The following is a 20,642-nucleotide window of genomic DNA, read 5'->3' on the forward strand; positions in this document are numbered from 1 at the left end:
GATGCAGCGGCATTTGTTCCGGAACCGGCCTGAGCCGCAGCGGTTGACTGCCAAAGGAGAATTTCCGATGGCCAGTTCGGCTGCAACCGTTTCAACGAAGATATTGATCGTGATCCTCAGTCTTGCGGCGATGCCGGCGGTGTCGTTCGCGCAAGCGACCGGCGGCGCAGCCGGCTCGAGCGGATCGACCGGAGGTGTCGCCAACGCTCCGTCGTCACCGTCCGGCACCAACAGCCTGGGCACGGCCCAATCGTCCGGCGCGTCTGGCGGGGCCACCACCGGCACCGGCGCAGGCGGGTCCTCTGATGCCGCCGTCAATGCAGAAAACCGGATCCTCGACAAGAAGCTGAAGAGCATCTGCCGCGGCTGCTGACGCTCTCGCGGAAGTGAGACAGCTTGGCTGTCACGAATGCCCTGATGACGCTAGCTTGGTCCTGCTTTGAAGCGTGGAGCGTGTCCACGCGGAGGATCAAGTGATGTTACGTAAGACGATGATGGCGGCGCTGGCCGTTGCGACGATCGGGCTGTCGGTGCCCCAGGCGGCACAGGCGGGCGGTCATGGCGGTCACGGTGGCTGGGGCCACGGCGGTGGCGGCTGGGGCCATGGCGGTCACTGGCATGGCGGCGGCTTCTGGCCCGGTGTCGCGATCGGGGCTGGTCTTGCCGGCGCGGGTTACTATGGCGGCTATTACGGCTACGGCTATGGTTACGGCGGCCCCTATTACTACGGTACCGGCTATGACGATGGCGGCTATGGTGGCTGCTACGTGGTGCGGAAGCGCGTCATGACGCCGTCAGGCTGGCGATACCGTCGCGTGGATGTTTGCGAGTAATCGCGACGCTGGGCGAGGCCGTTAAAAAACAAGGCCGTTGACGCAGTATACCGTCAACGACCTTGCCAGCCCCGGACATTGAAATCGGCTCACGCCATCCGGTAACCGCTACCATCGCGCGGAATCATACGGGCAAATGTGATCCAGTTCACAAGCGGCGAAAATAATAGTCCAATTGCGTCGATGTCCGGTCAGCTGCGCGATTTGCCGCGTTTTCGCGCGCTGGCATGATGCCTGGCAGGTTTCCTGCGGGTAACCGAGGGCGTTTCGGCCTCGCTCGTCCGGGCGCTGGCAAAGGATTGCCGCAGATTGTCGATGGACTCATTCAGTGTGGTGACCTGCTCGGACAGCCGCTTGGTATCGGCTTGCTGCGCCGCCATCAGCCGTCTCATCGTCTGAAGCTGGTCCTGCACGACCTGCAACTGGTCGATTGATTCCTGCTGTGTCGCCTCCAGCCCCTTGGTCTTCTCGACCAACTGCTCGGAGGCCTGTGCGGTGCGGGCCTGAAGCTGCCGCGACGCCACGACCCGATCAGGCTCAGGAGCAGCCCCCGTGTAGGCACGCCAGATCGCGATCGAGGTCACGCCGGCGATCAGCAGGAGAAGGGCGGCGGCGGTCAGCGCGATGGGCTGGGCGCCAAGGCGCAGGAGGGGGTGGGACCGTGAGTCTTCTGCGAGATCGATCATCGCTGACAAAACCCAAATTGAAACTTGGTGAGTGGCGAAGACCGGCCGCCGAAGCAGCCGGGGGCGTCCCGAAAGTGTTACTGGTCGGCAACAAATGGGACCAAAAAGAGGCCAAGGCCAAAAAAACCAGTAATCAGCGGGCCTTGAGGGCGCCAATACTCCGAAAGCGGCAGGGCTCAGGGCTGAAACTGCGAAAACGGCCCGGAATAGGTCTTCGACCGCGGCGCCGCATACGGTCCGAGGCGTGACGTCTTCAGCCCCAGCCGCACCAGTGATTCCGCAAGCGTCACCGCTGCGGCGACCCCGTCGACCACGGGCAGGCCGTGTCGGGTGGCAAGTTCGGCGGCGAGATCGGCCATGCCGGCGCAGCCGAGCACGATGGCCTCCGCGCGGTCGTCGTCGATTGCGGCCGTAATCTCAGTGGAGATCCGTGCCAGCGCATCGGTATCGCGCTCCTCGAGCGCGAGCACGGGGACCTCGGCGGCGCGGACGCGGGCGCAACGCTCGGCGAGACCGTATTTCCGCAAATTGTGCTCGATCGGCACGATGGAGACACCGAGCGTCGTCACCACCGCAAAGCGCGCCGCGATCAGGCTCGCCAAGTGGAAGCCGGCCTCGCCGATGCCGATCACCGGTGCCTTCGCGGCGGCGCGCGCGGCGTCGAGGCCGGTGTCGTCGAAGCAGGCGATGATGTGGGCGTTCGCGCCGTCGTGGTCGGCGTCACGGATGCAGCCGAGCATGCCGGGGACGGCAAAGGCCTCGTCGTAAAAGCCCTCGATCGAGACCGGCCCCATCGCGGGCTGGCGCGCGTCGATCTCGGTGTCAGGCAGCGCGACGCCGCGCGCCGCAGCGGCGATCTTCGCCGTCATCGACGCGGTGGTGTTGGGATTGACGACGTGAAGTCGCATCGCGATCAGACGAGCCCCAATGTGAGACGAGTCTCTTTTCAGACAAGCCCTTTGCCGGCGTCCGAGCCTTTGGCCGCCTGCCGCTTGTTCAGCACGTGGATGGTGCCGAGCGCAAGGGTGATTACCGTGAACGAGACGGCCGAAATCACGGTGCCGAGCGCATAGATGTCGGGGTTCGTCACGGTGGTGGTGAGGCCCTGCAGATCCAGCGGCAACGTATTCACGGCCCCGATCGCCTGGCTGGAGCGCGCCAACTCGTCCCAGGACAGCGTGAAGCCGAACAGTCCAATGCCGATCACGGAGGGCAGGATGATCGGCAGCACGACATGGCGGAAGGCCTGCCATGGCGTCGCACCGAGATCGCGCGCGGCTTCCTCGAGCCGTGGGTCGAAGCGGTTGAAGATCGCGAACATGATGAGCAGGCCGAACGGCAGCGTCCAGGTCAGATGCGCGCCGAGGCCCGAGGTGAGCAGGCCCATCGAGGTCTCGAAATTCTCGTTCCAATGCGCCTTGATCAGATCGTCGATGATGCGGAATTCAAGCGAAATGCCGAGCGAGGTGATGATCGAGGGCACGATCAGGCTGGCGATCGCCGAGTAGAACAGGATGCTTTGCGCCCTGAACTTGCGGCGGAACGCCATGCCGGCGGCGACCGACAGCACGACGGTGACGATCATCACGATGATGCCGAGCAGCAGCGAGCGGCGGAACGCCGCACCGAGATCGACGATGCCGGTGCCCTGGAACAGTTTTGCGATCCAGAACGTCGACACGCCGTTCATCGGGAAGGTGAGGCCGCCCTGCGGGCCCTGGAACGATAGCACGTAGATCGCGATCATCGGACCGTAGAGGAACAGCACATAGGCCGCGAAGAAGATCGCGAGCACGTAGAACGAGCGCGAGCGTCCTTCCTTCATGCTCTAGAGCTCCTTCTTGATGTCGACGATGCGCGACATCATGGAGATGATCAGGAAGGTGATGATCAGCAGGATCACGGCGTTGGCGGCTGCGGCCGGGAATTGCAGCGCGTTCACCCGCGTCTCGATAATCTTGCCCGCGGCCGCGATCTGCTGGCCGCCCATCACGCCGATGGTGATGAAGTCGCCCATCACGATGGTGATGACGAAGATCGAGCCGATCACGATGCCTGGTTTTGCGAGTGGAATGATGACGTTGACCAGCGTCTGGAAGCCGGTGGCGCCGGCGTCGTAGGCGGCCTCGATCAGCGACTTGTCAATGCGCACCATCGAATTGAAGATCGGCACCACCATGAAGAAGGTGAAGAGGTGGACCAGCGCCAGCACCACGGAGAATTCGGAGAACAGCAGCCATTCGACGGGATGGTTGATCAGACCCGTCTTGACCAGGCCGGAGTTCACGAGGCCGTTGCGCCCCAGCAGCGGGATCCAGGCGATCATGCGGATCACGTTGGAGGTCCAGAACGGGATCGTGCAGAGCAGCGACAATCCCATCTGCCAGGTCTTGGACTTGACGTGGAAGGCGAGGAAGTAGGCGACCCAGAAGCCGATGAAGAGGGTGATGGCCCAGACCATGAAGCACAGCTTCAGCGTCATCACATAGGTACGGCCGATCGTGCAGAGCTCGGGCAGCTTGTCGATGCAGCCCTCGAACGTATCGGTGTAGCCGCGGCCGGAGAAAGCCGGCAGCAGCTGGTATTCGTTGTAGTCCCAGAAGGAGACGATGACGACGAAGACGAGCGGAATGAGGAAGAAGGCGAGAAACACCAGCATCATCGGCCCGGCCTGGAGCCAGGAGATGACGGACGGCGATAGGCGCGTCGGCTTTGCGGCGCGCGCCGTGCCCGACCCCGGGATCAATCCCGGGGATGCCTGTTGCAGAACCTCTTCCGACATGTCCATCACGCCGCGATGAACTCATTCCACTTGCGGACCATGTAGTCGTTCTCGTCCATCACGGCGTTCCAGCAGGCGACGCCGCCCATGCGGTCCTCGTAGGAGCCGCCGTCCCGCACGGCGCCGGCCTTTTCGAGCAGCGAGCCGTCGGGCGCCTTGATGTCCTTCTCGGCGGGCTTGCCTTCCATCCAGTACGCCCACTCGTAGGGCTCCATGTGGGCCTTCGCGGTCGAGAGCACGGCGGAGTAGTAGCCTTGGCGGTTGAGATAGGCGCCGGCATAGCCGGACAGGAACCAGTTGACGAACTCATAGGCCCATTCGAGCTTCGGACCGGACACGCCCTTGGAGACGCAGAAGCCCGAGGCCCAGGAGCGGTAGCCTTCCTTCAGCGGCTGGAAGGTGCAGGGAATTCCCATCGAGCGCACCTTCGTCACCGCGGGCGACCACATCGACTGAATGACAGTCTCACCTGATGCCATCAGGTTGACGCTCTCGTTAAAATCCTTCCAGAACGCGCGGAACTGGCCGGCCTTCTTGGCTTCGGTCATCACCTTCATGGTGAGATCGATCTCTTCCTTGGTCATGTTGCCCTTGTCGGCGTATTTGTACTTGCCGGAGGCTTCCACGACCATCGCGGCATCCATGATGCCGATCGAGGGAATGTTGAGGATCGAGGCCTTGCCCTTGAATTCAGGATTGAGCAGTTCCGACCACGAGTTGATCGGCCGCTTGATCAGGTCGGGCCGGATGCCGAGCGTGTCGGCGTTGTAGACCGTCGGGATCAGCGTGACGAATTCGGTGGCCGACGTCGCGAACTTCTTGGAGTCCTTGCCTTCGAGATAAAGCACCTTCCAGGGCGCGGTGCCCTGGCCGCCGATCTTCTTGCCGCCGGGCGTCTCGCCCTTGGTGAAGACGGGTGTGATGTTGCCGAACTCCTTGATCTTCCTGGCATCGAGCGCAAGGATGTTGCCCGACGGCACGATCTTCTTCAGCGAGAAATATTCGGTGTCCAGCACGTCGAACGAATTCGGCTGGGTCATCACGCGCTTGGTGACGTCGTCGGTGGTCGCGGTGATGTATTCGATCTTGATGCCGGTGTCCTTCAGGCACTGCTTGGAGATGTCGTCGCCCTCGTTCACGGCGGTGCCGAGATAGCGCAGCACCTTGGTCTCGGCCGACTTCACATAGGGAAAGCCGGTGATGGCGCCGGAGCCGGCGGCGAGGCCGGCGAGACCCGCGGTGCTCTTCAATAGCGTGCGGCGGCTGACGCCGGTCGTCTTGGTCGTCTCGGTCATATCGCTCACTCCTCTGTGTTGTGCATTTTCTAGGATGACGGCGCTATTGCAGGCGCTGCGCCTTGGCAGGATCCCAGGTGGCCAGCACGCGATCGCCCGGACGGAATGGGTGAACGTCGAAGGCGGCCTCGGGGAGGTGGGAAAACAGGGCGGTGCCGTCGTCCAGCGTGAGCGAGACGGCGATGTAGGAGCCCTGGTACTCGGTCTGGGTCAGCAGCGCAGGCGCGCCATACGCGCCGTCAACGAACGGCACGATGCCGAGCTGATCGGCGCGCACGGCGATGAGTTTGCCGGCGTCGCTGAGGACGTTGTGGCCGCCGATGAAGCGCGCCACGAATTCGGTGCGGGGGTGGTGGAAGATCTCGCGCGCGGTACCCTGCTGCTCGATCCTGCCCTGGTTCATCACCACGATGTGGTCGGCGAGGGCCATCGCCTCTTCCTGGCCGTGGGTGACCTGGATGAAGCTGATGCCGAGCTCGCGCTGCAGCCGCTTCAGTTCGCCGCGCATCTTCACCCGCAGGAACGGGTCGAGCGCGGAGAGCGGCTCGTCCAGCAGCAGGATCTGCGGCTCGGTGATCAGCGCGCGGGCGAGCGCCACGCGCTGCTGCTGGCCGCCGGAGAGCTGCGCCGGAAGCCGGGCCGCATAGGGTGTCATCGCCACCAGCTCGAGCAATTCGCCGGCGCGCTTGTGCCGCGTCGCGCGATCGACGCCGCGCATTTTCAGGGCAAACGCGACGTTGTCGAGCACCGTCAGGTGCGGAAACAGGGCGTAGGACTGGAACATCATCGCCGTGCCGCGCTTGGCGGGCTCGAGATCGGTGACGTTCTGCGCGCCGAGGATGATGTCGCCCTCGCTGACCGCCTCGTGGCCCGCGATCATGCGCAGGGTCGAGGTCTTGCCGCAGCCGGAGGGGCCGAGCAGGCAGCAATAGGTGCCGGCCGGGATCTTGAGGTTGACGTTGTCGACGGCCAGCGTCGTGTCGTAGCGCTTGGTGACGGCGACCAGTTCGAGGGCGGCAGGAGTGGCCATGGCGTGTCCGAGGCGAGGGCGATGCGTCCCGCCTCTCTCCGCAAGGTCCGTGCCAACCGTCCGTGGCCGCTCAAATTCCAAAACTGTGAAGCGGAGTCAGATTGTTAGATCGAATCCGGCGCATCGAGGCGGCTTGCCGCGTGAGCACTAGTCTGCACACAAAACAGGCGTAGATTGTATAATGTTTCGCCTGTGATTGGATACAGCTCGTCGACTAACATCCGCCGATATCGCCGATCGAGCCCTCAAACCCAATCTCAGACTGATGGCCGCCAAGACCCGACCGAAATCCGAAGCCCCCGACGTGAGCGATCGCGTCGGCCGGATCAGGGAAGGCGTGACCGCGGCGATCCTCGAGCATCGCCTGCTGCCGGGCACCAAGCTCGGCGAGGACGAGATCGGTGAAATCTATGGCGCGAGCCGCACGCTGGTCCGCACGGCGCTGCAGCAACTGACGCACGAGGGCATCGTCAACATCGAGAAGAACCGCGGCGCCTTCGTCGCGCGGCCGACGCCGGCCGATGCCCGCGAAGTGTTCGAGGCGCGCCGCCTGATAGAGCCCACCATCGTCGACCATGCCGTCGACGCGGTATCGCCGGCCTGGATCGATCGGCTCCAGCGCCATCTCACCGAGGAGCGCGACGCCGAGCTGCGCGGCGACGCGCGCGCCTCGGTCCGGCTCTCCGGCGAGTTTCATCGTCTCGTCGCCGAGATGAGCGGCCACAGCATCTATCTTGGTTTCCTGAAAGAGCTGATCGCGCGCTCCTCGCTCATTATCCTGCTCTACCGCCGTCACGACACGCCGGCCTGCGGCACCGATCATCATGCCGGCATCGTCAGCGCGATCCGCGAGCGCGACAAGAAGGCCGCACGCGCGCAAATGCTGTCGCATCTTCGCGAGATCGAGGCCGAGCTGTTCCTGAAGGATCCCGCCGCCGACGAGTTGCGGCTCGCGGACGTGCTGGGCGCGTGAGCACGCGCAAACGGAACCGCAACAGGCCGCACAGAGCCTGTCACAATCGCGGGCGTTCATCTCGGTTTCGAGAAAGGTAGGATTCGCTACGAATTCGATCTCTTGCGGCGCGCGACGGCAATTTAGTTCGCAAGGTCACGGCCGATTGTGACAATCCTTGCCTGATCTCAGCGCCTCGTGGGGATGATCGCGCGCTGCGGCGTAACGTGACTATTCCTCGCCGGCTGCACCGGCTATAGGATGTGGCTCTGTCATTGAACTGTCATGTCACCAGAAATGCTGAAATCAGGCGCAAGCCCGGCTCGCAAAACTCCAAGCGCGCCGGAAGGGAACCCTGTCGCCAGGGACAACAACAGGACGCAAGTCGTCGCCGGCTTCCTCAGGCAGATTGAACCGGCCGCCCCCGGCGCGGAACCTGCGATCGCCGAGGGCGCCGCGGCTGATCAGACGCCATCGCAAGACGCGCCGGCTGCATCTGAGAAGGTCCGGTCGAACGCCGCCGCGCGGCCCGCCGGTGAAATCGAGCTCAAGCTTCTCGTCGATGCCGATCGCATGGCGCATTTCAACGCCGCGCCGGTCATCGCGAGCAACGCGCGTAACAAGGGTTCGCGAAGGCATCTCAAATCCGTCTACTACGACACGCCGGACCGCGCGCTGCGGCGTAACGGTCTGAGCCTGCGCGTGCGCCAGAGTGGCGCGCGCTTCGTGCAGACCGTGAAGACTGACGCAGTGGATGATCCGCTGCGCCGTGGCGAGTGGGAGGCGAACGTCGCCTCGCTTGCGCCCGATCTCGCTTTGGCGTTGCCTTTCATTCCGGAGAAGCTTCGCGGCCACCTCGAAGCGCAGCCGCTCGAAGCCGTCTTCACCGCCGACGTCCATCGCCACGCGCGAATGATCGACCTACCGGCCGGCAGCGTCGAGATCGCCTTCGACCACGGCGTGTTGACCGCCGGCGAGCGGTCCGTGCCAGTGAGCGAGATCGAGCTGGAATTGAAGAGCGGCAGCGCCAGCACGATCTACGAGATCGCGTTGCGGCTGGCGGAGCACGGGGCGGTGAAACCGTCGATCCGGACCAAGTCGGCGCGTGGCTTCGACCTCGCTGCCGATACGCCGCCATCGGCCCGCCGGCCGGGCAAGCTTCGCCTTGATCCGTCCGTGACGCTCGACGAGGCCTTCTCGACGATCCTGCGCTCCTGCTTCCTCCATCTGCTGCAGTCCCTGCCTGCGGCCGAGGACGGCCGCAATCCGGAAGGCGTGCATCAACTGCGTGTTTCGCTGCGCCGGCTGCGATCGGCGCTCGATCTGATGCGATCGGTGGGGGCGCTGAGCAATCTCGACGCGTTGCGATCGGAAGCCAAATGGCTGGCGCAGGACCTCTCCGCCGCGCGTGACTGGGACGTGTTCCAGCTCGAAACCTTGCCGACGATCGCAAGAGCCTGTCCTGCGGTCGCCGGCTTCGATGCGCTCGGCCGGGCCGCGGCCAGTCGACAGTCCGCTGCCTATCGCAAGGCGCATGATGCGCTCGGCGATCGCCGCTGCGCCATGTTCCTGATCGGCCTCGGCGGATGGATCGAGACGCGGGGCTGGCGCAACGACGTTGCCGCCGAAGATCTCGGCCAGCTCTCCGAGCCCGCCGTCAACTTCGCCCAGCGCATCCTGTCGGAGCAATACGCGAAGGTGCTCAAGCGCGGCCGCCGCTTCAAGTCGCTTTCGGCGGCGGAGCTGCACCGGGTGCGGCTCGCGACCAAGCGGCTGCGCTATCTCAGCGAGTTCCTGCTGCCGCTGTTCGCCGATCGCAAGTCCGCGCGGAAATTCTCGCGCCGGCTTGCCGCCTTGCAGGAGGAGCTCGGCGCCTTCAACGACATGGCGGTCACGGCATCGTTGCTCGACGGGCTCGGCGCCGGGCCTGACAGCGCCATCGCGGCGGCGGCGATCGCCGGCTGGCAGGCGCGCGCATCGGTGGGGGTGCAGCCTGCCTTGCGAGGCACATGGCGCGATTTCACCGCCGCGCGCGTGCCGTGGTCGTCACAGGGCTGAAGCGCATCCCCAAAAAAGTTGCGGCCAGGCTTTGGGGGATGAAAGGCCGCGCATTGAATTCAAAAGCGAATTTCAGTCGTTGACCGCTTTTCCCCGTTTAGTCCCCATTGCGGGCAGGCTGTCGACGCGATCCCATTCGTCGCGCGGGACCACGTGCGAGTAGCGCATCGCGCTGCGCGGGTCGCGCCAGTTCTGGGTCGCGACCAGGCCCTGCACGTCGGCGCCGCCATACATGCGCATCCAGGTCGCCCAGGTGTGCCGGAAGGTGTGGAAGGTGACGAAGGCGTATTTGAACGCCGGCTTTTTCCAGCCGGTCGGGCGGCGCTTGGGGCAGGGAAGGCCTGCCGCGGCCATCGTGGCGCGCAGCAGCAGGTGTTTGAAGTGCCCGCCCTCCTTGAACCGGAACAGCCGCTCGCGCCCCTGGATGGCCTGCAGGTGCGTCTGCAGGCGTACTGCGACCTCCTCCCGCAGGCGCAGCATGCGCGGGTCTCCGTTCTTGGAGGTCTTCAGCCATAGGGCGAAGTCGGCCGGCCTTGTATCGGCCGCGCGCGCATTGAGGCCCTCGCCCTTTCGGATTCCGGTGTAGAGCAGCAACAGCAGATAAAGCTCGAGCTCCTCGTCGATCGACCTGGCGGCGTCCAGAATTTCGAACGCGGCCTCCGGCCACATGAATTCCTTGCGCTGGCGGCCCTTGGAGCCCTTTGGCCGCTTGAATGTCGGCGCCTTGTCGCCGAGCGCATGGCGGATGATCGCGATCGCCGGCACGTAGACCGCGCGGTTTTTATAATCGGGGGCGCCGTGCGGCAGCAGGGTATTGGCGGCGGCGTCGATCGCGGCCTGGTCGATCGCCTCGATCGGTGTCTCCCGGAAGTGCCGCAGCAGCTTGGGGACATGGCGGCGTTCGCCGCCGGCCTGCATGTAGGCGTTGGCGGCCGTCAGGAATGTCGGCCGCCCGGGATCAGGCTTAACGTCCGGGGCTGGATATTGCCTGTGTTCTTCGATGCATCGCTCGATCTCGTCGAGCTTTTCAAGAGCGATGCGTCGTTTGTGAGTGCCGCTGCTAACTTCCACGCGGACTCCGAGGTAGGTTCCTCGGATCTCGAAGTTCGGCGTCTTGCCCTTGCGCGGCGGCCGGAGCTTGAGGGGCACTTGAGCGTCTCCCGTAACGCACACTCGATGCGGGCTATGTCGTCGGAGCGGAATACCTTATCGCGGCCGATCGGCGTGTAATAGGGCTCGCCGTGGTTATCCCGGGGGTGAGCGCGGAGCCATTCGGCGAGCCAACGGGTCGACGGCGCCTTCAGTTCGGCGGCGGCTTCGGCAAGCGTGAAGCGCTGGGTCATGGCCGCGGTCCCTCCAGCCCCGGATAGGCCAGTGCCGCCGCGGCGGCGACGCCGTCGGCATGGCCGCGGCGGTAGGCGATGCGTGCGGCGAGGCGCCAGACCAGAGCGGCCTCGGTAATCGCGCCGAGCGCCAGGACGAGCAGCAGCGGCGCGTTCATGGCTTCGTGCTCCGCGGCCACAATACCCATGCCATCGCGATCGCGTTGCAGATCAGCCAGATCATGGTCGCCTGGTACAGCGTCATGTCGCCTCCGCGTGATGCAGCTGCCCGCCGCGGATCTCCGCGCGGCCGCTGGCGATCAGGCTGTCGACAAGCGCATCGCTGATGCGCTTGGTGCCGAACCGCCAGCCGCCGCGCGCGCGCCGCTCAAGGGGCTGGATTTTGAGCAGGCGCAAGACGATGGGCTGGTTGCGATTGATCGAGGGCCGCGGACTGCGCGGCGGCCTGGCGCGGCGGGCGCAGGCGGGCGAGCAGGATTTCTGCCGCTGCCTCGGCAGAAACTTCGCGCCGCAATGGCATGTGCGCAGGCGCGTCATGGCCGGAACGCCGGGCGGCCGAGCAGCGGCGCCTCGAGGGCGCAGGCAACGCGCAGCGCGACCGCCTCCGGCGCGAAGGCGCGCGCCACCATCAGCTCGCCGATGCGGCGCTGGCGCGCCAGTGTGAAGCCGATGCCGGGCCGCGTCCGGTCTGGCAGCGGCAGCGGCAATTCCCGGTCGACGCAGACCCTGCAGTCGGGACAGCCGCAAACGGGCGCGAGGTCGGGGAAGAAAACGCACATCAGACCGCCGCCCCGTTCTGCCTGGAATAGGCGAGGTTGCGGGCGGCGTCGGTGTGCTCGAACACCTGGCTTTTGCGCCAGCCCATCCGCAGCAGGTCGGGCAGGGCGGCGCCGTCGCTGCGGGTGGTGAGCACGATGAAGTCGTCGGCGAGCTGGGCGATCGCCTCCGCACCGTCCAGGCTGGCGCGGGCCGGCGGCATCGCGACGGGCGCGATCAGTGAGGCGACGCGCTCGCGCTCGATCTGAACCGCCTCGGTGGCGGCGGCGGCCTCGGCGCGGGCGTTGCGGGCGGCGAGCAGCGCGGCGAGCGTCGCCTGGCGGTCGATCCGCTTGCCGCGCATCACCGGCTCGGTGCGCGGACATCCCTTGGCGCGGACGTCGGCGAAGCGGCCCTCGGCGCGAATATGGAAAAAGCCGTGCAGCTTCAGCTGCTGGTCAAAGGCGGTGGCGGTGAGGTCGGTGGGGCGCGGCACGTGGGATCTCCCGTGGACGAGGTCCGCGGAAGATGGGTCTCAACACGTATTATGTCAACATGATTGATGTTGAACTAGCATTTCACCTGGACCAGATACTCGATCATTGGCTTGGTGCCGCCAAGGTAAGTCCCTGTGGTGATTTGACTTTCTCCAACAACTTTAGGGTTGGCGCATTGTTTGCTCAGGAGCCTGAGGGCCATCCCGTCTCGCACGTCCTTGTTTTCCGGGTTGTATCCTAAGTCGACCACGTTCTTGATTCTGGCGACGTAGTCATAGGGCGCGCCGGGAGGCGCGGGATCGACGCGCAGATCGCCATAGCGCTGCTCTGTTGCCATCCAGACATCGGAGTTTGAACAGCCGCCAAGCAGGCTCGAAATCAGGAGGAGCGCAGCCGTGTATTGATTAAGCGGCGTTTCCCGGCCGCATCTAGCCTGCGCCATTGCCCCCTCCTGACGACCGAGTGGATCTCGGTTGCGTTCTGTATCTTCACATTCCGCATGGGCGGGGCGTTGAAGCTTTCGAGGTCAAATGACCCCTTGCGGGCGCCGCCGACGATTCGCTTCAGGTATCGATTGCCGTCCAGCGTAGTCACTAGGCTTTCGAAATTGAGGAGTTCGCCGGGAGACTGCGGGCGTTTCAGCACGATGATCACGTCGCCATCGTCATAGCGCGGGAACATGGAGTCGCCGCTGACCTGATAGGCCGCTGCATTGTCGGGGAGCGGGAAGGGCACTTCGATCTCGTCGAGTTCGTCGCCGGCGCTGTCGTTTTCAGCACTGGTCTCGATTGCGCCGCCGGCCCCTACTAGGCCTTCAATCCGGACCACGTTCTTTCTGGTCGGTTCGCCGTCGCCTGACAGGAGCCAGCCGGCGGAGACCTTGAAGGCTCGGCCGTACCGCTCTGCGGCGTCCACAGGAAATCCGTTCTGCCCGTTCTCATGGGCGCCATAGGTCGAAGTCGGCCAGCCAAACCGCTTGGCTGCCGCCATTGCCGAGGAAAAACCAGCCTTTTCGCGCGCTCGGCGCAGTCGATCGCCCATCGTCTCCATCGGGCAATCATCACAAATCGTGTTGACACAAGTCATGTTGACGACATCAACACGAATCATGTAGGCGGCTCATATGGTTGAGGGGTCGCCCAAAAAAACGGTGTCCGACGTGTTCGAGGCCTTTGGTGGCCCGACTGCCTTCTCACGCGAGTTCGAGTTGAGGGGGGCATCAACCGCCTCCGAAATGAAGCGTCGCGGCCGGATCGCGCTCCCGCTTTGGCCGCGCATCGTGCGCCGCGCCGCCGAACGACGGATCGAGTGGCTGACTTACGAGAGTCTCGTCCTGATGCACGTAGGCGGGTCCGAGGAGGCTGTTCCATGCGCGGAACACTGACTCGATCGCTGTGCCCGGCGCGATGGCTGCCGCTGCCCGCGCGCGGTGATTTTTTCGGCCTGTGGATAACCCGCCTGCATCGAGGGGCGGTCGGCCTCCTGACGGAGCCGGGCCTGCCCTGTGGACGCGTGTGGAAAACCCACGCAGGGCCTGCATTTCAAGGGGTTTTTGCCAAGGCGGCAAGAGGGGGAGGGGCCAATGTCAGACATCACCGCACGCATCGCGGACCCTGACGATCTGCGCGTGCTGATCATGCTGGCGGCCGTGCTGATCGTCGGGCTGCTGGCCGCGGTCGCCGCCGGCAGTCAGCCGTTCATGCACCGGCAGGACGCGGGTTTCGGCTTTCGCTGGGTGAAGCGGCAATGATCGCCGCGCGCGCCATCCTGTTCGGGCTCGACCGCCGCGTCATCGTCGGTGCCGTCCGCGTCGTCGTCGCCGAAGGCGATGCGCCCAAAATCATCATGTTCGATGGCGAGCCGTTCCTGCAGATGCCGGTGCCGCCGGCGTGGGACGCAAAGGCCGTGCTCGCTTACGGCCAGGAGCGGCCCTATCGCGCCGACGACGGGCTGCTCGAGGTCGCGTCATGAGCACCACCGAGCACACGCGCCGGCTCCTGCTCGAGCGCAGCGCCAAGCGCAGCTATTTCCCCAACAATCGCGGGCCGTCCAAGGCCGACCTGCAGCGCGAGCTGGCCGAGGCGGTGCGCAACACGGCGGCGTTGCAGCCGGAGGAGCGCGCCGAATGACCGACCAGCTGGCACATACCTCGGCCCGCGAGGAGCTGAAATCCTACATCGAGCGGATTGAGCGCATAGTCGAGGAAATCGTCGCGCTGAAGGATGGCCAGCGCGTGCTGTTCGCCGAGGCCAAGGCCAAGGGCTACGACACCAAGGCGATGCGGCGCATCATCAAGCGCCGGCAAAAGGGCCCGAACGAAATCGCCGAGGCCGAGTCGATCGACGGCACCTATATGCACGCGCTCGGCATGCAAGCGGACAACCCGCTGCACGTCCAGGTCGCGCGCCTGGTCCGCGACGGCATGTCCCGCGACCAGGTGATCGAAGCGTTCCAGCTGCTGATTCCGCGCAGCGGCGAAATCATCGCCAGCGTCGGCGGCACGCCGATGCGGCTCTGGCGCACCGAGGACGGCAAGGCCTGCGCCGAGGACTACGTCCCGCCGCTGTTCGAGCAGTTCATGTCCAAGCGGAAGCCGACATGATGCACGCGCCGGTCGACGTCACCAATGCGCGCGCGGTCGCCTTCGACCTGCCAGACCTATTGGCGACGCCGTGCCGCAGGATCTGGCTGTCGCAGCGCGAGCCGGTCTGGACGCTGGTCGATGCCGTCGACTTCGTCTGGCTCTCCGAGAACATGTGGAACGTCTGGCACGCCGGCAGCGGCCGCGGCGACAGCTGGATGCTCTACGCCAAGCGCAACGTCGGGCCGGCGCGCTCCACCGTTCGCATGCATCGCGAGATCATGATCGCGGCAGATCCCGGTCGGGATGATGCGTTCCTCGCCGCCCATGTCGTCGACCACATCAACGGCCAGACGCTCGACAACCGGCGCTGCAACCTGCGCTGGGCCACCAAGCGCGACAACGCCATCAGCCGCCGCACGCGCGGCACTGCGCCGACGCTCGACGCGATCGTGCGCCAGATCGTCGCCGACGCCCTCGCTGCGGCGTCCCAACTGGAGGAGATGCCGTTTTGAGCCGCGTAACCACTCGCATTCGCACGGTCATCCGCGATGGTCGCATCATCCATCACGACCGCACCATCTCATGGGCGCGGGCTGACCGGATTGCTGGCCGGCGTTTAGATCGCCGCAAGAATTATTGCGTGATCGAGGGGCATGTGTGCTCGGCGGTGACGTGGACGCAACGTTGCTCGGGCTGCTCGGAAGGGCTTCTGGATGATCGTGGCGGCGGCTGCGGCGAGTGCGGCCATCACGGCGTCGTGCGCTGCTCGCAGTGGTTGCCCGACGACGGGAGCGAGCCGCGATGACGCTCTCGTTCCATCCCTATGCCAACCTGTTCCCGTTGATCGAGGGGCAGGAATTCTACGATCTCGCGGAGGATATCCGCGTCAACGGGCTGCGCGATCGGATCGATACGCTCGGCGACCAAATCCTCGACGGTCGCAACCGCTACCGCGCCCTGGTCTGGCTGATCACGACGGGCGAGCTGCTCGGCAGCGGCTGGGGCGAGGGGTCGGAATGGGAGGCGCTCGGCCTTGAGGGCGAGGCGCTGCCAGCGCATCTGCTCCGGGTCGATAGTTGGTTCTTTTATCCGTTCCAGCCGGACATCCATGGCGATCCGCTGGCTTACGTTCTGTCCAAGAATCTCAGCCGTCGGCACCTGACCGACGACCAGCGTCGCATGATCGCGGCTGAGCTGGTCACCATGGGCAAGGGCCGCCCGGGGAAAATGCCGCAATCTGCGGGATTTTCGCGGGAGCGGGCTGCTGCTGCGCTGTCGACCGACGCCGCCGGCGTCGAGCGGGCGCGCACCGTCATCAAGCGGGCGGCGCCGGAGGTGGTCGAGGCCGTCAAGTCGGGCGACATGTCGGTCGCGGCCGCGGCCGAAATCGCCGCGCAGCCGGTCGAGCGCCAGGCCGAGATTGCCAGGGCGCTAACGCGGGATGCCTCCGGCAAGCTGACCGACGAGGCCAAGAAGGCGCTGGCGCCGCTGGTGCGCGAGATCCGCGCCGACAAGATCGCGGCCAAGAGGGGGCGGCGGGTCGAGCGCGAGCAGACCTTCGGCCGCAAGGTCCAGGCGCTGCCGGGGGATTTCTACGGCGTCGCGATCGAGGACTTTGAGTGGCATCACGCGGCCTGGTCGGAAGAGACCGGCAGCGAAAAAAGCCCGTCGATGCACTACGAGACCGCGCTCGACGCGCAGACGCCCGAGGCGATCGTTGCCCGTTGCGCCGACCGCTTCGCGTGCCTGGCGCCGGACTGCATCCTTTTCAAGTGGGTGACGATTCCGCACCTTGCGATCGGCATCAAGGTGCTCGAGCTGCAGGGCTTCAACTACGTCACCAGCCTGGTCTGGAACAAGGAGCGGGCAGGGGCATCGCGCGGGCCGGGCTACTGGGTCACGGGCGAGCACGAAATCGTGCTGGTCGGCGTTCGCGGCAAGGTCGTGGCGCCAGCAACGGCGCATTTCCGCAGCAACTTCTCGGCGCCGGTCGGCGAGCATTCGGAGAAGCCCGACAACCTGCACGACATGATCGAGTTTCACTGGCCGAACGTGCCGAAGGTGGAATTCAACGCGCGCCGGCGCCGTGATGGCTGGGCCGCATGGGGCTTTGATGCGCCCGACGTCACTACCCTCCCGGTGCCCTCCGGTGAGACCGAGGTGGCCGCAGCGGAAGCAACGGACGGGGCCAGCGCCGCTGCGGCCGTCGAGGCTTTGGACCGCGCGCCCTATGACGCCGGCGACACCATCGTGATCGACCAGCTCGCGGGCTCCGAATGGCTGGCGCCGGCCGCGGCCGAGCCGTTCGATCCCGCCTCGATCGACGAGCGCGAGGCGCTCAAGATCCTGTCCGACTTCTGCCACAAGCGCCGCGACATCGCGCCAGCGCTCGGCGAGTTCTATCTCGCGCGCGGCTACACGCATCAATCCGGCGATCAATGGGCGTTGCGCGGGCAGGGCTGGGACCGCCTGCGCGAGCTGGAAGCCGCGGTGGCGCCGCCGGCGCCGGCCGTCGCTCTCACCGAGCCCTATCGCGCGGCGCAGCCGAGCCTGTTCGATGTGGCGCGCCAACTCGACGACGCACCAAAGGCCGAGGTCGTCGACGGCGTGCTGCAGACGCGCCTGCCGGTCGACGACGACGAGCTCGCCGAGCAGCTCGCGCTGCTCGCGGTCCGCGCGGGCGAGGCGATCGACGGCGACATGGCGCGCCACCTGGTCGGCAAGGATCTGGCGCACGCAACCACCAAGGCTCTCAAGATCACCGAGCGCGGCGAGGCCTTCCTGGCGCAGCTGGTCGCGCCGGCAACCTTTCAACAGCAGAGGGTAGGGGCGCGATGAGCCGTTACGCGGGGTGGATTCAAACCTATACCGGGCGGCAATTTTGGCCGCTCGATCCACGGCCGGATGATGTCGTGATCGAGGACATCGCGCACGCGCTGGCGATGCAGTGCCGATTTGGCGGGCATTGCTTGCGGTTCTATTCGAACGCCGAGCACTCCGTCATCGTCTCTCGCTTCAGTGGTGACCACGCGCTCGCGGGTCTGCTGCACGATGGCAGCGAGGCCTACCTGCTGGACATGCTGGCGCCAATCAAGGCGTACATGCCGGATTACAAGGCCGCCGAGAAGCGCTGCCAGGCTGCGGTTTACAAGGCCTTTGGCCTTGCCAATGTCACGCCACCGGCTGTTAAGCGCGCCGATGTGCGCCTGCTCAAGACCGAGCGCATGCAGGTGATGGCGCAGACAAACGATGATTGGGTCGTCGACAAGGAGGCTCCTCTCGACGTGCAGATCGTCGGCTGGTCGCCTTCGGTCGCCGAGGTGGCATTCATCGATCGCTTTCGCAAGCTGACACGGGGGCGCAAATGATCGTCGTGCGCGTCGAGTTGCACTCTGCCATCACGCGCAAGGTCACCGAGATCGCACGCATGCATATCCGCAACCGCGGCGGGACCAGGGATCTCGGCGACTACGCCGTCGATACGGTTCGCGGCCGCTCGCGCGAACAGCTCGACCGCGGGCCTTGCGTGCGGTCCGGCGAGGTCAAGGCTTACCCGCGCTTGCGCATCCACGTCTGGCACCTCGTCGCGCGGGCCTTGATCGCAATGAATTACGCCGGTGCGCGCGAGCTGGCGCAGGAAACCGATCTGTTTGGGGAGCAAGAGGGGCAATGATCACCATCAGCACCAACGTCGCCGTCGGCGCCGGCTCCATCATCGCGGCCGCCGGCTTCCTGCTCGGCTACGCCATCGCCTGGCGCCAGCGCGGCAACTACGACGCGCGCTCGCTGGCCGAGGTGATGCAGTCGGCGCCGGCCGCGCTGCTGCCCTGTGACATGCCGCTGACCGCGGACGAGCTGGAGCGCCTGCGCTTTTTCCGCCTGATGAATCCCACGGAGATGCATCCGTGAGGCGCCACAAATGGAGCGAAAAGGTCCGTCAGCCGAACGGCGACAGCCGCAGGATCTGCACGCGCGAGGGCTGCGACATCGTCTGCGTCTCCTGCCACGGCATCGATGCGCACGGCCGCCAGGATCACTGGAAGGAATGGTGGCGCGGCAGCGAGAAAATCCAGGTCGGTGGCCTGACGCCGGCGTGTGAGCCCGTCGAGGTCGACGCATGAACGCGATCACCCGTCCGCCGGTCCGCTGGCATGGCGCAAAGTTCCTGATGTCGCGCCAGATCCTGCCGCATCTGCCGTCGCATCGGCTCTACACCGAAGTGTTCGGCGGCGGCGCCGGCGTGCTGCTGCACAAGCCGCGCAGTCATGCCGAGGTCTACAATGACCTCGACGACGACATCGTCGGGCTGTTTCGCGTGCTGCAGGACGAGTCCGCGGCGGCGCGGCTGATCGAATTGCTGCGGCTGACGCCGTTCGCACGGGCCGAATTCGAGCTGGCCTATGAATGGTCGCCGGATCCCATCGAGCGGGCGCGGCGGCTGGTGATGCGGTCGTTCATGGGGTTCGGCAGCAACGCGCATTCATCGACGCAGCGCGGCCACCAGTCGACCGGCTTCCGCTCCAATTCCAACCGCGGCGGCACCACGCCGGCGCACGATTGGGCCAATCTGCCCGATGCTTATCCCGCCATCGTCGATCGCTTCCGCGGCGTCGTCATCGAGCATCGCGATGCTCTGGAGGTGCTGCAGCGGCATGACGGCGAGGGCTCGCTGCACTACGTCGATCCGCCCTACGTTCACGACACCCGGTCGATGTTCAAGGGCGGCAAGTCTGCCTACAAGCACGAATTGGACCTGGCCGGACACAACCGGCTGATGGGTGTGCTGCGCGGCCTCAGGGGCATGGTGGTGCTTTCCGGCTATGCCCATGGCCTCTATGACGCCGCGCTGAGCGACTGGCGCCGGGTCGAATTCAAGGCCTATGCCGACGGCGCGCGCGAGCGCGAGGAGGTGCTCTGGATCAATCCTGCGGCGACTGCCGCGCTCGACCGTGAGCGCGCCGGCATCGGCGTGACGCCGCTGTTCGCGGGGAGGGTGGCATGATCCGGCGCTCGCATTGGACCGAAGCTGACCAGGCGAGGCTGTTGAAGCTGCGCGACGACGACGGGCTGGACTGGTCGGCGGTCGCAGCGGCGATGCCGGGCCGCACGTTGGCGGCTTGCAAGGTCCAGTATTACGACCGGCTGCGGGATCGCTGTCGCGCTCGGCGCAACAACGCGACGCGGCAGCTGCCGCCCGCGCCGCCGCGTCCTGCGCCGGTTGCTCCGCCCGCTGTCACGCCGGCGCCGGTCGTCGCGCGCGAGGCCTGCGGCGGGTCGCTGGCTGGCCTGCGCGAGGCGGCCGAACTGCGCCTGCGCATCGCCGAGCGCGGCCTTACGGGCGGTGTGTTCGGAGATCCGCCGCCTGGCCGGTCCGCGCTCGACGCGCGCGCCAGGCCCGCTGCGGCGGCGCCTGAGCTGCCTTACAAGCGCGGGGGCCTGGATGGCTATTGATCTTGTCCTGCGCACGCTGGCCGCCGGCGGCGAGCCCGCGGTCAAGCTTGCGAACATCATCCAGAAACTCGTCAATGAGGCGTCCAAGCTCGGCGAGCTGGACATCGCCATCCGCGTCGTCTCGACCGGCCAGATCCTGACCGAGGAGGAGGCGGACGATCTGCCGCCCGAGCAGCTCGCTGCCGTGAAAGATCACCTTGTCCGCATCAAGCACTTTCCTGTGCGTTGGCTCGACCGGCTCGAGGATGCAATCGAGCGCGGGCTGCTGTGGGACCGATCCGACGACGACATCGTCCGGATCATGCTGGTGGGACCGCGATAACGAAACCAGTTCTGTTGCTTACCGCGTCCAGTTGAATCGAAAAATTAAGAGCA

At 65.7% G+C, this 20,642-nt stretch carries 31 protein-coding genes; 18 read left to right on the forward strand and 13 right to left on the reverse strand.

Going from position 1 to position 20,642, the window contains the following annotated elements; all coding sequences use genetic code 11:
* Positions 1 to 67: 67 nt before the first annotated feature.
* Together FNV92_RS13480 and FNV92_RS13485 are read left to right on the forward strand one after the other, a co-directional pair.
* On the forward strand, positions 68 to 373 hold the full coding sequence (locus FNV92_RS13480) for a hypothetical protein (RefSeq protein ID WP_143840607.1): 306 nt from the start codon (positions 68 to 70) through the stop codon (positions 371 to 373).
* Between the two features lie 103 nt (positions 374 to 476).
* The gene (locus FNV92_RS13485; RefSeq protein WP_015685210.1) at positions 477 to 833 is read left to right on the forward strand and encodes a hypothetical protein; all 357 of its coding nucleotides are present in this window, start codon (positions 477 to 479) and stop codon (positions 831 to 833) included.
* A gap of 191 nt (positions 834 to 1,024) precedes the next feature.
* Here the strand turns inward: FNV92_RS13485 and FNV92_RS13490 are convergent, their stop codons facing one another.
* From FNV92_RS13490 to FNV92_RS13515, 6 genes are all read right to left on the reverse strand, one after another.
* Entirely contained in the window at positions 1,025 to 1,519 is a 495-nt protein-coding gene (locus tag FNV92_RS13490) for a hypothetical protein (protein ID WP_143840606.1), read from the reverse strand.
* Between the two features lie 176 nt (positions 1,520 to 1,695).
* Positions 1,696 to 2,427, reverse strand: a complete 732-nt coding sequence (locus FNV92_RS13495; RefSeq protein WP_143840605.1) for an aspartate/glutamate racemase family protein — start codon at positions 2,425 to 2,427, stop codon at positions 1,696 to 1,698.
* Positions 2,428 to 2,465: 38 nt separating this feature from the next.
* The gene (locus FNV92_RS13500) at positions 2,466 to 3,344 is read right to left on the reverse strand and encodes an ABC transporter permease (protein ID WP_015685213.1); all 879 of its coding nucleotides are present in this window, start codon (positions 3,342 to 3,344) and stop codon (positions 2,466 to 2,468) included.
* A 3-nt stretch (positions 3,345 to 3,347) separates the two neighbouring features.
* Entirely contained in the window at positions 3,348 to 4,307 is a 960-nt protein-coding gene (locus FNV92_RS13505) for an ABC transporter permease (RefSeq protein WP_143846012.1), read from the reverse strand.
* Positions 4,307 to 5,596 carry an ABC transporter substrate-binding protein gene (locus tag FNV92_RS13510; protein ID WP_143840604.1) on the reverse strand — a complete coding sequence of 430 codons (1,290 nt, stop codon included), beginning with the start codon at positions 5,594 to 5,596 and terminating at the stop codon, positions 4,307 to 4,309. The genes FNV92_RS13505 and FNV92_RS13510 overlap by 1 nt, the downstream gene beginning before the upstream one ends.
* 43 nt (positions 5,597 to 5,639) lie before the next feature.
* On the reverse strand, positions 5,640 to 6,626 hold the full coding sequence (locus tag FNV92_RS13515; protein ID WP_143840603.1) for an ABC transporter ATP-binding protein: 987 nt from the start codon (positions 6,624 to 6,626) through the stop codon (positions 5,640 to 5,642).
* A gap of 265 nt (positions 6,627 to 6,891) precedes the next feature.
* On the opposite strand from FNV92_RS13515, the gene FNV92_RS13520 reads away from it, so the two are divergent.
* Together FNV92_RS13520 and FNV92_RS13525 are read left to right on the forward strand one after the other, a co-directional pair.
* Positions 6,892 to 7,599 (forward strand): GntR family transcriptional regulator, encoded by a 708-nt coding sequence (locus tag FNV92_RS13520; RefSeq protein ID WP_143840602.1) that lies wholly within the window; start codon positions 6,892 to 6,894, stop codon positions 7,597 to 7,599.
* A 276-nt stretch (positions 7,600 to 7,875) separates the two neighbouring features.
* Positions 7,876 to 9,636 carry a CYTH and CHAD domain-containing protein gene (locus FNV92_RS13525; RefSeq protein ID WP_143846011.1) on the forward strand — a complete coding sequence of 587 codons (1,761 nt, stop codon included), beginning with the start codon at positions 7,876 to 7,878 and terminating at the stop codon, positions 9,634 to 9,636.
* 72 nt (positions 9,637 to 9,708) lie between these two features.
* Here FNV92_RS13525 and FNV92_RS13530 read toward each other — a convergent pair whose 3' ends face one another.
* The 7 genes from FNV92_RS13530 to FNV92_RS13560 form a co-directional block, all read right to left on the reverse strand.
* Positions 9,709 to 10,785, reverse strand: a complete 1,077-nt coding sequence (locus FNV92_RS13530) for a tyrosine-type recombinase/integrase (RefSeq protein ID WP_143840569.1) — start codon at positions 10,783 to 10,785, stop codon at positions 9,709 to 9,711.
* Between the two features lie 190 nt (positions 10,786 to 10,975).
* Positions 10,976 to 11,137, reverse strand: coding sequence for a hypothetical protein (locus FNV92_RS13535; protein ID WP_334266097.1), 162 nt, complete (start codon positions 11,135 to 11,137; stop codon positions 10,976 to 10,978).
* Between the two features lie 82 nt (positions 11,138 to 11,219).
* Complete coding sequence (locus FNV92_RS13540; protein ID WP_143840567.1) at positions 11,220 to 11,516, reverse strand: hypothetical protein; 297 nt, start codon at positions 11,514 to 11,516, stop codon at positions 11,220 to 11,222.
* Entirely contained in the window at positions 11,513 to 11,758 is a 246-nt protein-coding gene (locus FNV92_RS13545; protein WP_143840566.1) for a hypothetical protein, read from the reverse strand. The genes FNV92_RS13540 and FNV92_RS13545 overlap by 4 nt, the downstream gene beginning before the upstream one ends.
* Entirely contained in the window at positions 11,758 to 12,231 is a 474-nt protein-coding gene (locus tag FNV92_RS13550) for a phospholipase (RefSeq protein WP_143840565.1), read from the reverse strand. The genes FNV92_RS13545 and FNV92_RS13550 overlap by 1 nt, the downstream gene beginning before the upstream one ends.
* Before the next feature lie 74 nt (positions 12,232 to 12,305).
* Positions 12,306 to 12,674 (reverse strand): hypothetical protein, encoded by a 369-nt coding sequence (locus FNV92_RS13555; RefSeq protein ID WP_334266107.1) that lies wholly within the window; start codon positions 12,672 to 12,674, stop codon positions 12,306 to 12,308.
* The gene (locus tag FNV92_RS13560) at positions 12,611 to 13,342 is read right to left on the reverse strand and encodes an XRE family transcriptional regulator (protein WP_143840563.1); all 732 of its coding nucleotides are present in this window, start codon (positions 13,340 to 13,342) and stop codon (positions 12,611 to 12,613) included. The genes FNV92_RS13555 and FNV92_RS13560 overlap by 64 nt, the downstream gene beginning before the upstream one ends.
* 472 nt (positions 13,343 to 13,814) lie before the next feature.
* Between FNV92_RS13560 and FNV92_RS13565 the strand changes: the two genes are divergently transcribed.
* From FNV92_RS13565 to FNV92_RS13630, 14 genes are read left to right on the forward strand one after another with little or no spacing between them, the layout of a single operon-like run.
* Positions 13,815 to 13,982: a hypothetical protein gene (locus FNV92_RS13565; protein WP_168213215.1), complete on the forward strand. Its 168-nt coding sequence runs from the start codon at positions 13,815 to 13,817 to the stop codon at positions 13,980 to 13,982.
* On the forward strand, positions 13,979 to 14,203 hold the full coding sequence (locus FNV92_RS13570) for a hypothetical protein (protein ID WP_143840562.1): 225 nt from the start codon (positions 13,979 to 13,981) through the stop codon (positions 14,201 to 14,203). Before FNV92_RS13565 ends, FNV92_RS13570 begins: the two co-directional genes overlap by 4 nt.
* Entirely contained in the window at positions 14,200 to 14,361 is a 162-nt protein-coding gene (locus FNV92_RS13575) for a hypothetical protein (protein WP_168213227.1), read from the forward strand. Before FNV92_RS13570 ends, FNV92_RS13575 begins: the two co-directional genes overlap by 4 nt.
* Complete coding sequence (locus tag FNV92_RS34610) at positions 14,358 to 14,834, forward strand: DUF2312 domain-containing protein (RefSeq protein WP_143840561.1); 477 nt, start codon at positions 14,358 to 14,360, stop codon at positions 14,832 to 14,834. The genes FNV92_RS13575 and FNV92_RS34610 overlap by 4 nt, the downstream gene beginning before the upstream one ends.
* Complete coding sequence (locus tag FNV92_RS13585) at positions 14,831 to 15,328, forward strand: HNH endonuclease (RefSeq protein ID WP_143840560.1); 498 nt, start codon at positions 14,831 to 14,833, stop codon at positions 15,326 to 15,328. The genes FNV92_RS34610 and FNV92_RS13585 overlap by 4 nt, the downstream gene beginning before the upstream one ends.
* Positions 15,325 to 15,621: a hypothetical protein gene (locus tag FNV92_RS13590; RefSeq protein WP_143840559.1), complete on the forward strand. Its 297-nt coding sequence runs from the start codon at positions 15,325 to 15,327 to the stop codon at positions 15,619 to 15,621. The genes FNV92_RS13585 and FNV92_RS13590 overlap by 4 nt, the downstream gene beginning before the upstream one ends.
* Positions 15,618 to 17,654, forward strand: a complete 2,037-nt coding sequence (locus FNV92_RS13595; protein WP_210248039.1) for an MT-A70 family methyltransferase — start codon at positions 15,618 to 15,620, stop codon at positions 17,652 to 17,654. The genes FNV92_RS13590 and FNV92_RS13595 overlap by 4 nt, the downstream gene beginning before the upstream one ends.
* Complete coding sequence (locus FNV92_RS13600; protein WP_143840558.1) at positions 17,651 to 18,184, forward strand: HD domain-containing protein; 534 nt, start codon at positions 17,651 to 17,653, stop codon at positions 18,182 to 18,184. Before FNV92_RS13595 ends, FNV92_RS13600 begins: the two co-directional genes overlap by 4 nt.
* A complete protein-coding gene (locus tag FNV92_RS13605) occupies positions 18,181 to 18,489 on the forward strand; it encodes a hypothetical protein (RefSeq protein WP_143840557.1) in 309 nt (102 codons plus the stop codon). Before FNV92_RS13600 ends, FNV92_RS13605 begins: the two co-directional genes overlap by 4 nt.
* Positions 18,486 to 18,725, forward strand: a complete 240-nt coding sequence (locus FNV92_RS13610; RefSeq protein ID WP_143840556.1) for a hypothetical protein — start codon at positions 18,486 to 18,488, stop codon at positions 18,723 to 18,725. Before FNV92_RS13605 ends, FNV92_RS13610 begins: the two co-directional genes overlap by 4 nt.
* Entirely contained in the window at positions 18,722 to 18,937 is a 216-nt protein-coding gene (locus FNV92_RS13615; protein ID WP_143840555.1) for a cytochrome C, read from the forward strand. Before FNV92_RS13610 ends, FNV92_RS13615 begins: the two co-directional genes overlap by 4 nt.
* Complete coding sequence (locus tag FNV92_RS13620) at positions 18,934 to 19,818, forward strand: DNA adenine methylase (RefSeq protein ID WP_143840554.1); 885 nt, start codon at positions 18,934 to 18,936, stop codon at positions 19,816 to 19,818. Before FNV92_RS13615 ends, FNV92_RS13620 begins: the two co-directional genes overlap by 4 nt.
* Positions 19,815 to 20,267 carry an SANT/Myb-like DNA-binding domain-containing protein gene (locus tag FNV92_RS13625; RefSeq protein WP_143840553.1) on the forward strand — a complete coding sequence of 151 codons (453 nt, stop codon included), beginning with the start codon at positions 19,815 to 19,817 and terminating at the stop codon, positions 20,265 to 20,267. The genes FNV92_RS13620 and FNV92_RS13625 overlap by 4 nt, the downstream gene beginning before the upstream one ends.
* A complete protein-coding gene (locus FNV92_RS13630) occupies positions 20,257 to 20,589 on the forward strand; it encodes a hypothetical protein (RefSeq protein ID WP_143840552.1) in 333 nt (110 codons plus the stop codon). Before FNV92_RS13625 ends, FNV92_RS13630 begins: the two co-directional genes overlap by 11 nt.
* The last annotated feature ends 53 nt before the right edge of the window (positions 20,590 to 20,642 follow it).

Origin of the sequence: Bradyrhizobium cosmicum (genome assembly GCF_007290395.2) — a bacterium.
GTDB lineage: Bacteria > Pseudomonadota > Alphaproteobacteria > Rhizobiales > Xanthobacteraceae > Bradyrhizobium > Bradyrhizobium cosmicum.

What these genes read in the sequence shown, in the direction of transcription:
- FNV92_RS13585 (WP_143840560.1), top strand. Translation starts at nt 14,831, where the DNA reads ATGATGCACGCGCCGGTCGACGTCACCAATGCGCGCGCGGTCGCCTTC.
- FNV92_RS13490 (WP_143840606.1), bottom strand. Translation starts at nt 1,519, where the DNA reads ATGATCGATCTCGCAGAAGACTCACGGTCCCACCCCCTCCTGCGCCTT.
- FNV92_RS13545 (WP_143840566.1), bottom strand. Translation starts at nt 11,758, where the DNA reads ATGTGCGTTTTCTTCCCCGACCTCGCGCCCGTTTGCGGCTGTCCCGAC.
- FNV92_RS13560 (WP_143840563.1), bottom strand. Translation starts at nt 13,342, where the DNA reads ATGATTCGTGTTGATGTCGTCAACATGACTTGTGTCAACACGATTTGT.
- FNV92_RS13620 (WP_143840554.1), top strand. Translation starts at nt 18,934, where the DNA reads ATGAACGCGATCACCCGTCCGCCGGTCCGCTGGCATGGCGCAAAGTTC.
- FNV92_RS13520 (WP_143840602.1), top strand. Translation starts at nt 6,892, where the DNA reads ATGGCCGCCAAGACCCGACCGAAATCCGAAGCCCCCGACGTGAGCGAT.
- FNV92_RS13495 (WP_143840605.1), bottom strand. Translation starts at nt 2,427, where the DNA reads ATGCGACTTCACGTCGTCAATCCCAACACCACCGCGTCGATGACGGCG.
- FNV92_RS13515 (WP_143840603.1), bottom strand. Translation starts at nt 6,626, where the DNA reads ATGGCCACTCCTGCCGCCCTCGAACTGGTCGCCGTCACCAAGCGCTAC.
- FNV92_RS13500 (WP_015685213.1), bottom strand. Translation starts at nt 3,344, where the DNA reads ATGAAGGAAGGACGCTCGCGCTCGTTCTACGTGCTCGCGATCTTCTTC.
- FNV92_RS13510 (WP_143840604.1), bottom strand. Translation starts at nt 5,596, where the DNA reads ATGACCGAGACGACCAAGACGACCGGCGTCAGCCGCCGCACGCTATTG.
- FNV92_RS13485 (WP_015685210.1), top strand. Translation starts at nt 477, where the DNA reads ATGTTACGTAAGACGATGATGGCGGCGCTGGCCGTTGCGACGATCGGG.
- FNV92_RS13570 (WP_143840562.1), top strand. Translation starts at nt 13,979, where the DNA reads ATGATCGCCGCGCGCGCCATCCTGTTCGGGCTCGACCGCCGCGTCATC.
- FNV92_RS13630 (WP_143840552.1), top strand. Translation starts at nt 20,257, where the DNA reads ATGGCTATTGATCTTGTCCTGCGCACGCTGGCCGCCGGCGGCGAGCCC.
- FNV92_RS13555 (WP_334266107.1), bottom strand. Translation starts at nt 12,674, where the DNA reads ATGGCGCAGGCTAGATGCGGCCGGGAAACGCCGCTTAATCAATACACG.
- FNV92_RS13525 (WP_143846011.1), top strand. Translation starts at nt 7,876, where the DNA reads ATGCTGAAATCAGGCGCAAGCCCGGCTCGCAAAACTCCAAGCGCGCCG.
- FNV92_RS34610 (WP_143840561.1), top strand. Translation starts at nt 14,358, where the DNA reads ATGACCGACCAGCTGGCACATACCTCGGCCCGCGAGGAGCTGAAATCC.
- FNV92_RS13565 (WP_168213215.1), top strand. Translation starts at nt 13,815, where the DNA reads ATGTCAGACATCACCGCACGCATCGCGGACCCTGACGATCTGCGCGTG.
- FNV92_RS13480 (WP_143840607.1), top strand. Translation starts at nt 68, where the DNA reads ATGGCCAGTTCGGCTGCAACCGTTTCAACGAAGATATTGATCGTGATC.
- FNV92_RS13600 (WP_143840558.1), top strand. Translation starts at nt 17,651, where the DNA reads ATGAGCCGTTACGCGGGGTGGATTCAAACCTATACCGGGCGGCAATTT.
- FNV92_RS13540 (WP_143840567.1), bottom strand. Translation starts at nt 11,516, where the DNA reads ATGACGCGCCTGCGCACATGCCATTGCGGCGCGAAGTTTCTGCCGAGG.
- FNV92_RS13625 (WP_143840553.1), top strand. Translation starts at nt 19,815, where the DNA reads ATGATCCGGCGCTCGCATTGGACCGAAGCTGACCAGGCGAGGCTGTTG.
- FNV92_RS13505 (WP_143846012.1), bottom strand. Translation starts at nt 4,307, where the DNA reads ATGGACATGTCGGAAGAGGTTCTGCAACAGGCATCCCCGGGATTGATC.
- FNV92_RS13605 (WP_143840557.1), top strand. Translation starts at nt 18,181, where the DNA reads ATGATCGTCGTGCGCGTCGAGTTGCACTCTGCCATCACGCGCAAGGTC.
- FNV92_RS13610 (WP_143840556.1), top strand. Translation starts at nt 18,486, where the DNA reads ATGATCACCATCAGCACCAACGTCGCCGTCGGCGCCGGCTCCATCATC.
- FNV92_RS13575 (WP_168213227.1), top strand. Translation starts at nt 14,200, where the DNA reads ATGAGCACCACCGAGCACACGCGCCGGCTCCTGCTCGAGCGCAGCGCC.
- FNV92_RS13595 (WP_210248039.1), top strand. Translation starts at nt 15,618, where the DNA reads ATGACGCTCTCGTTCCATCCCTATGCCAACCTGTTCCCGTTGATCGAG.
- FNV92_RS13535 (WP_334266097.1), bottom strand. Translation starts at nt 11,137, where the DNA reads ATGAACGCGCCGCTGCTGCTCGTCCTGGCGCTCGGCGCGATTACCGAG.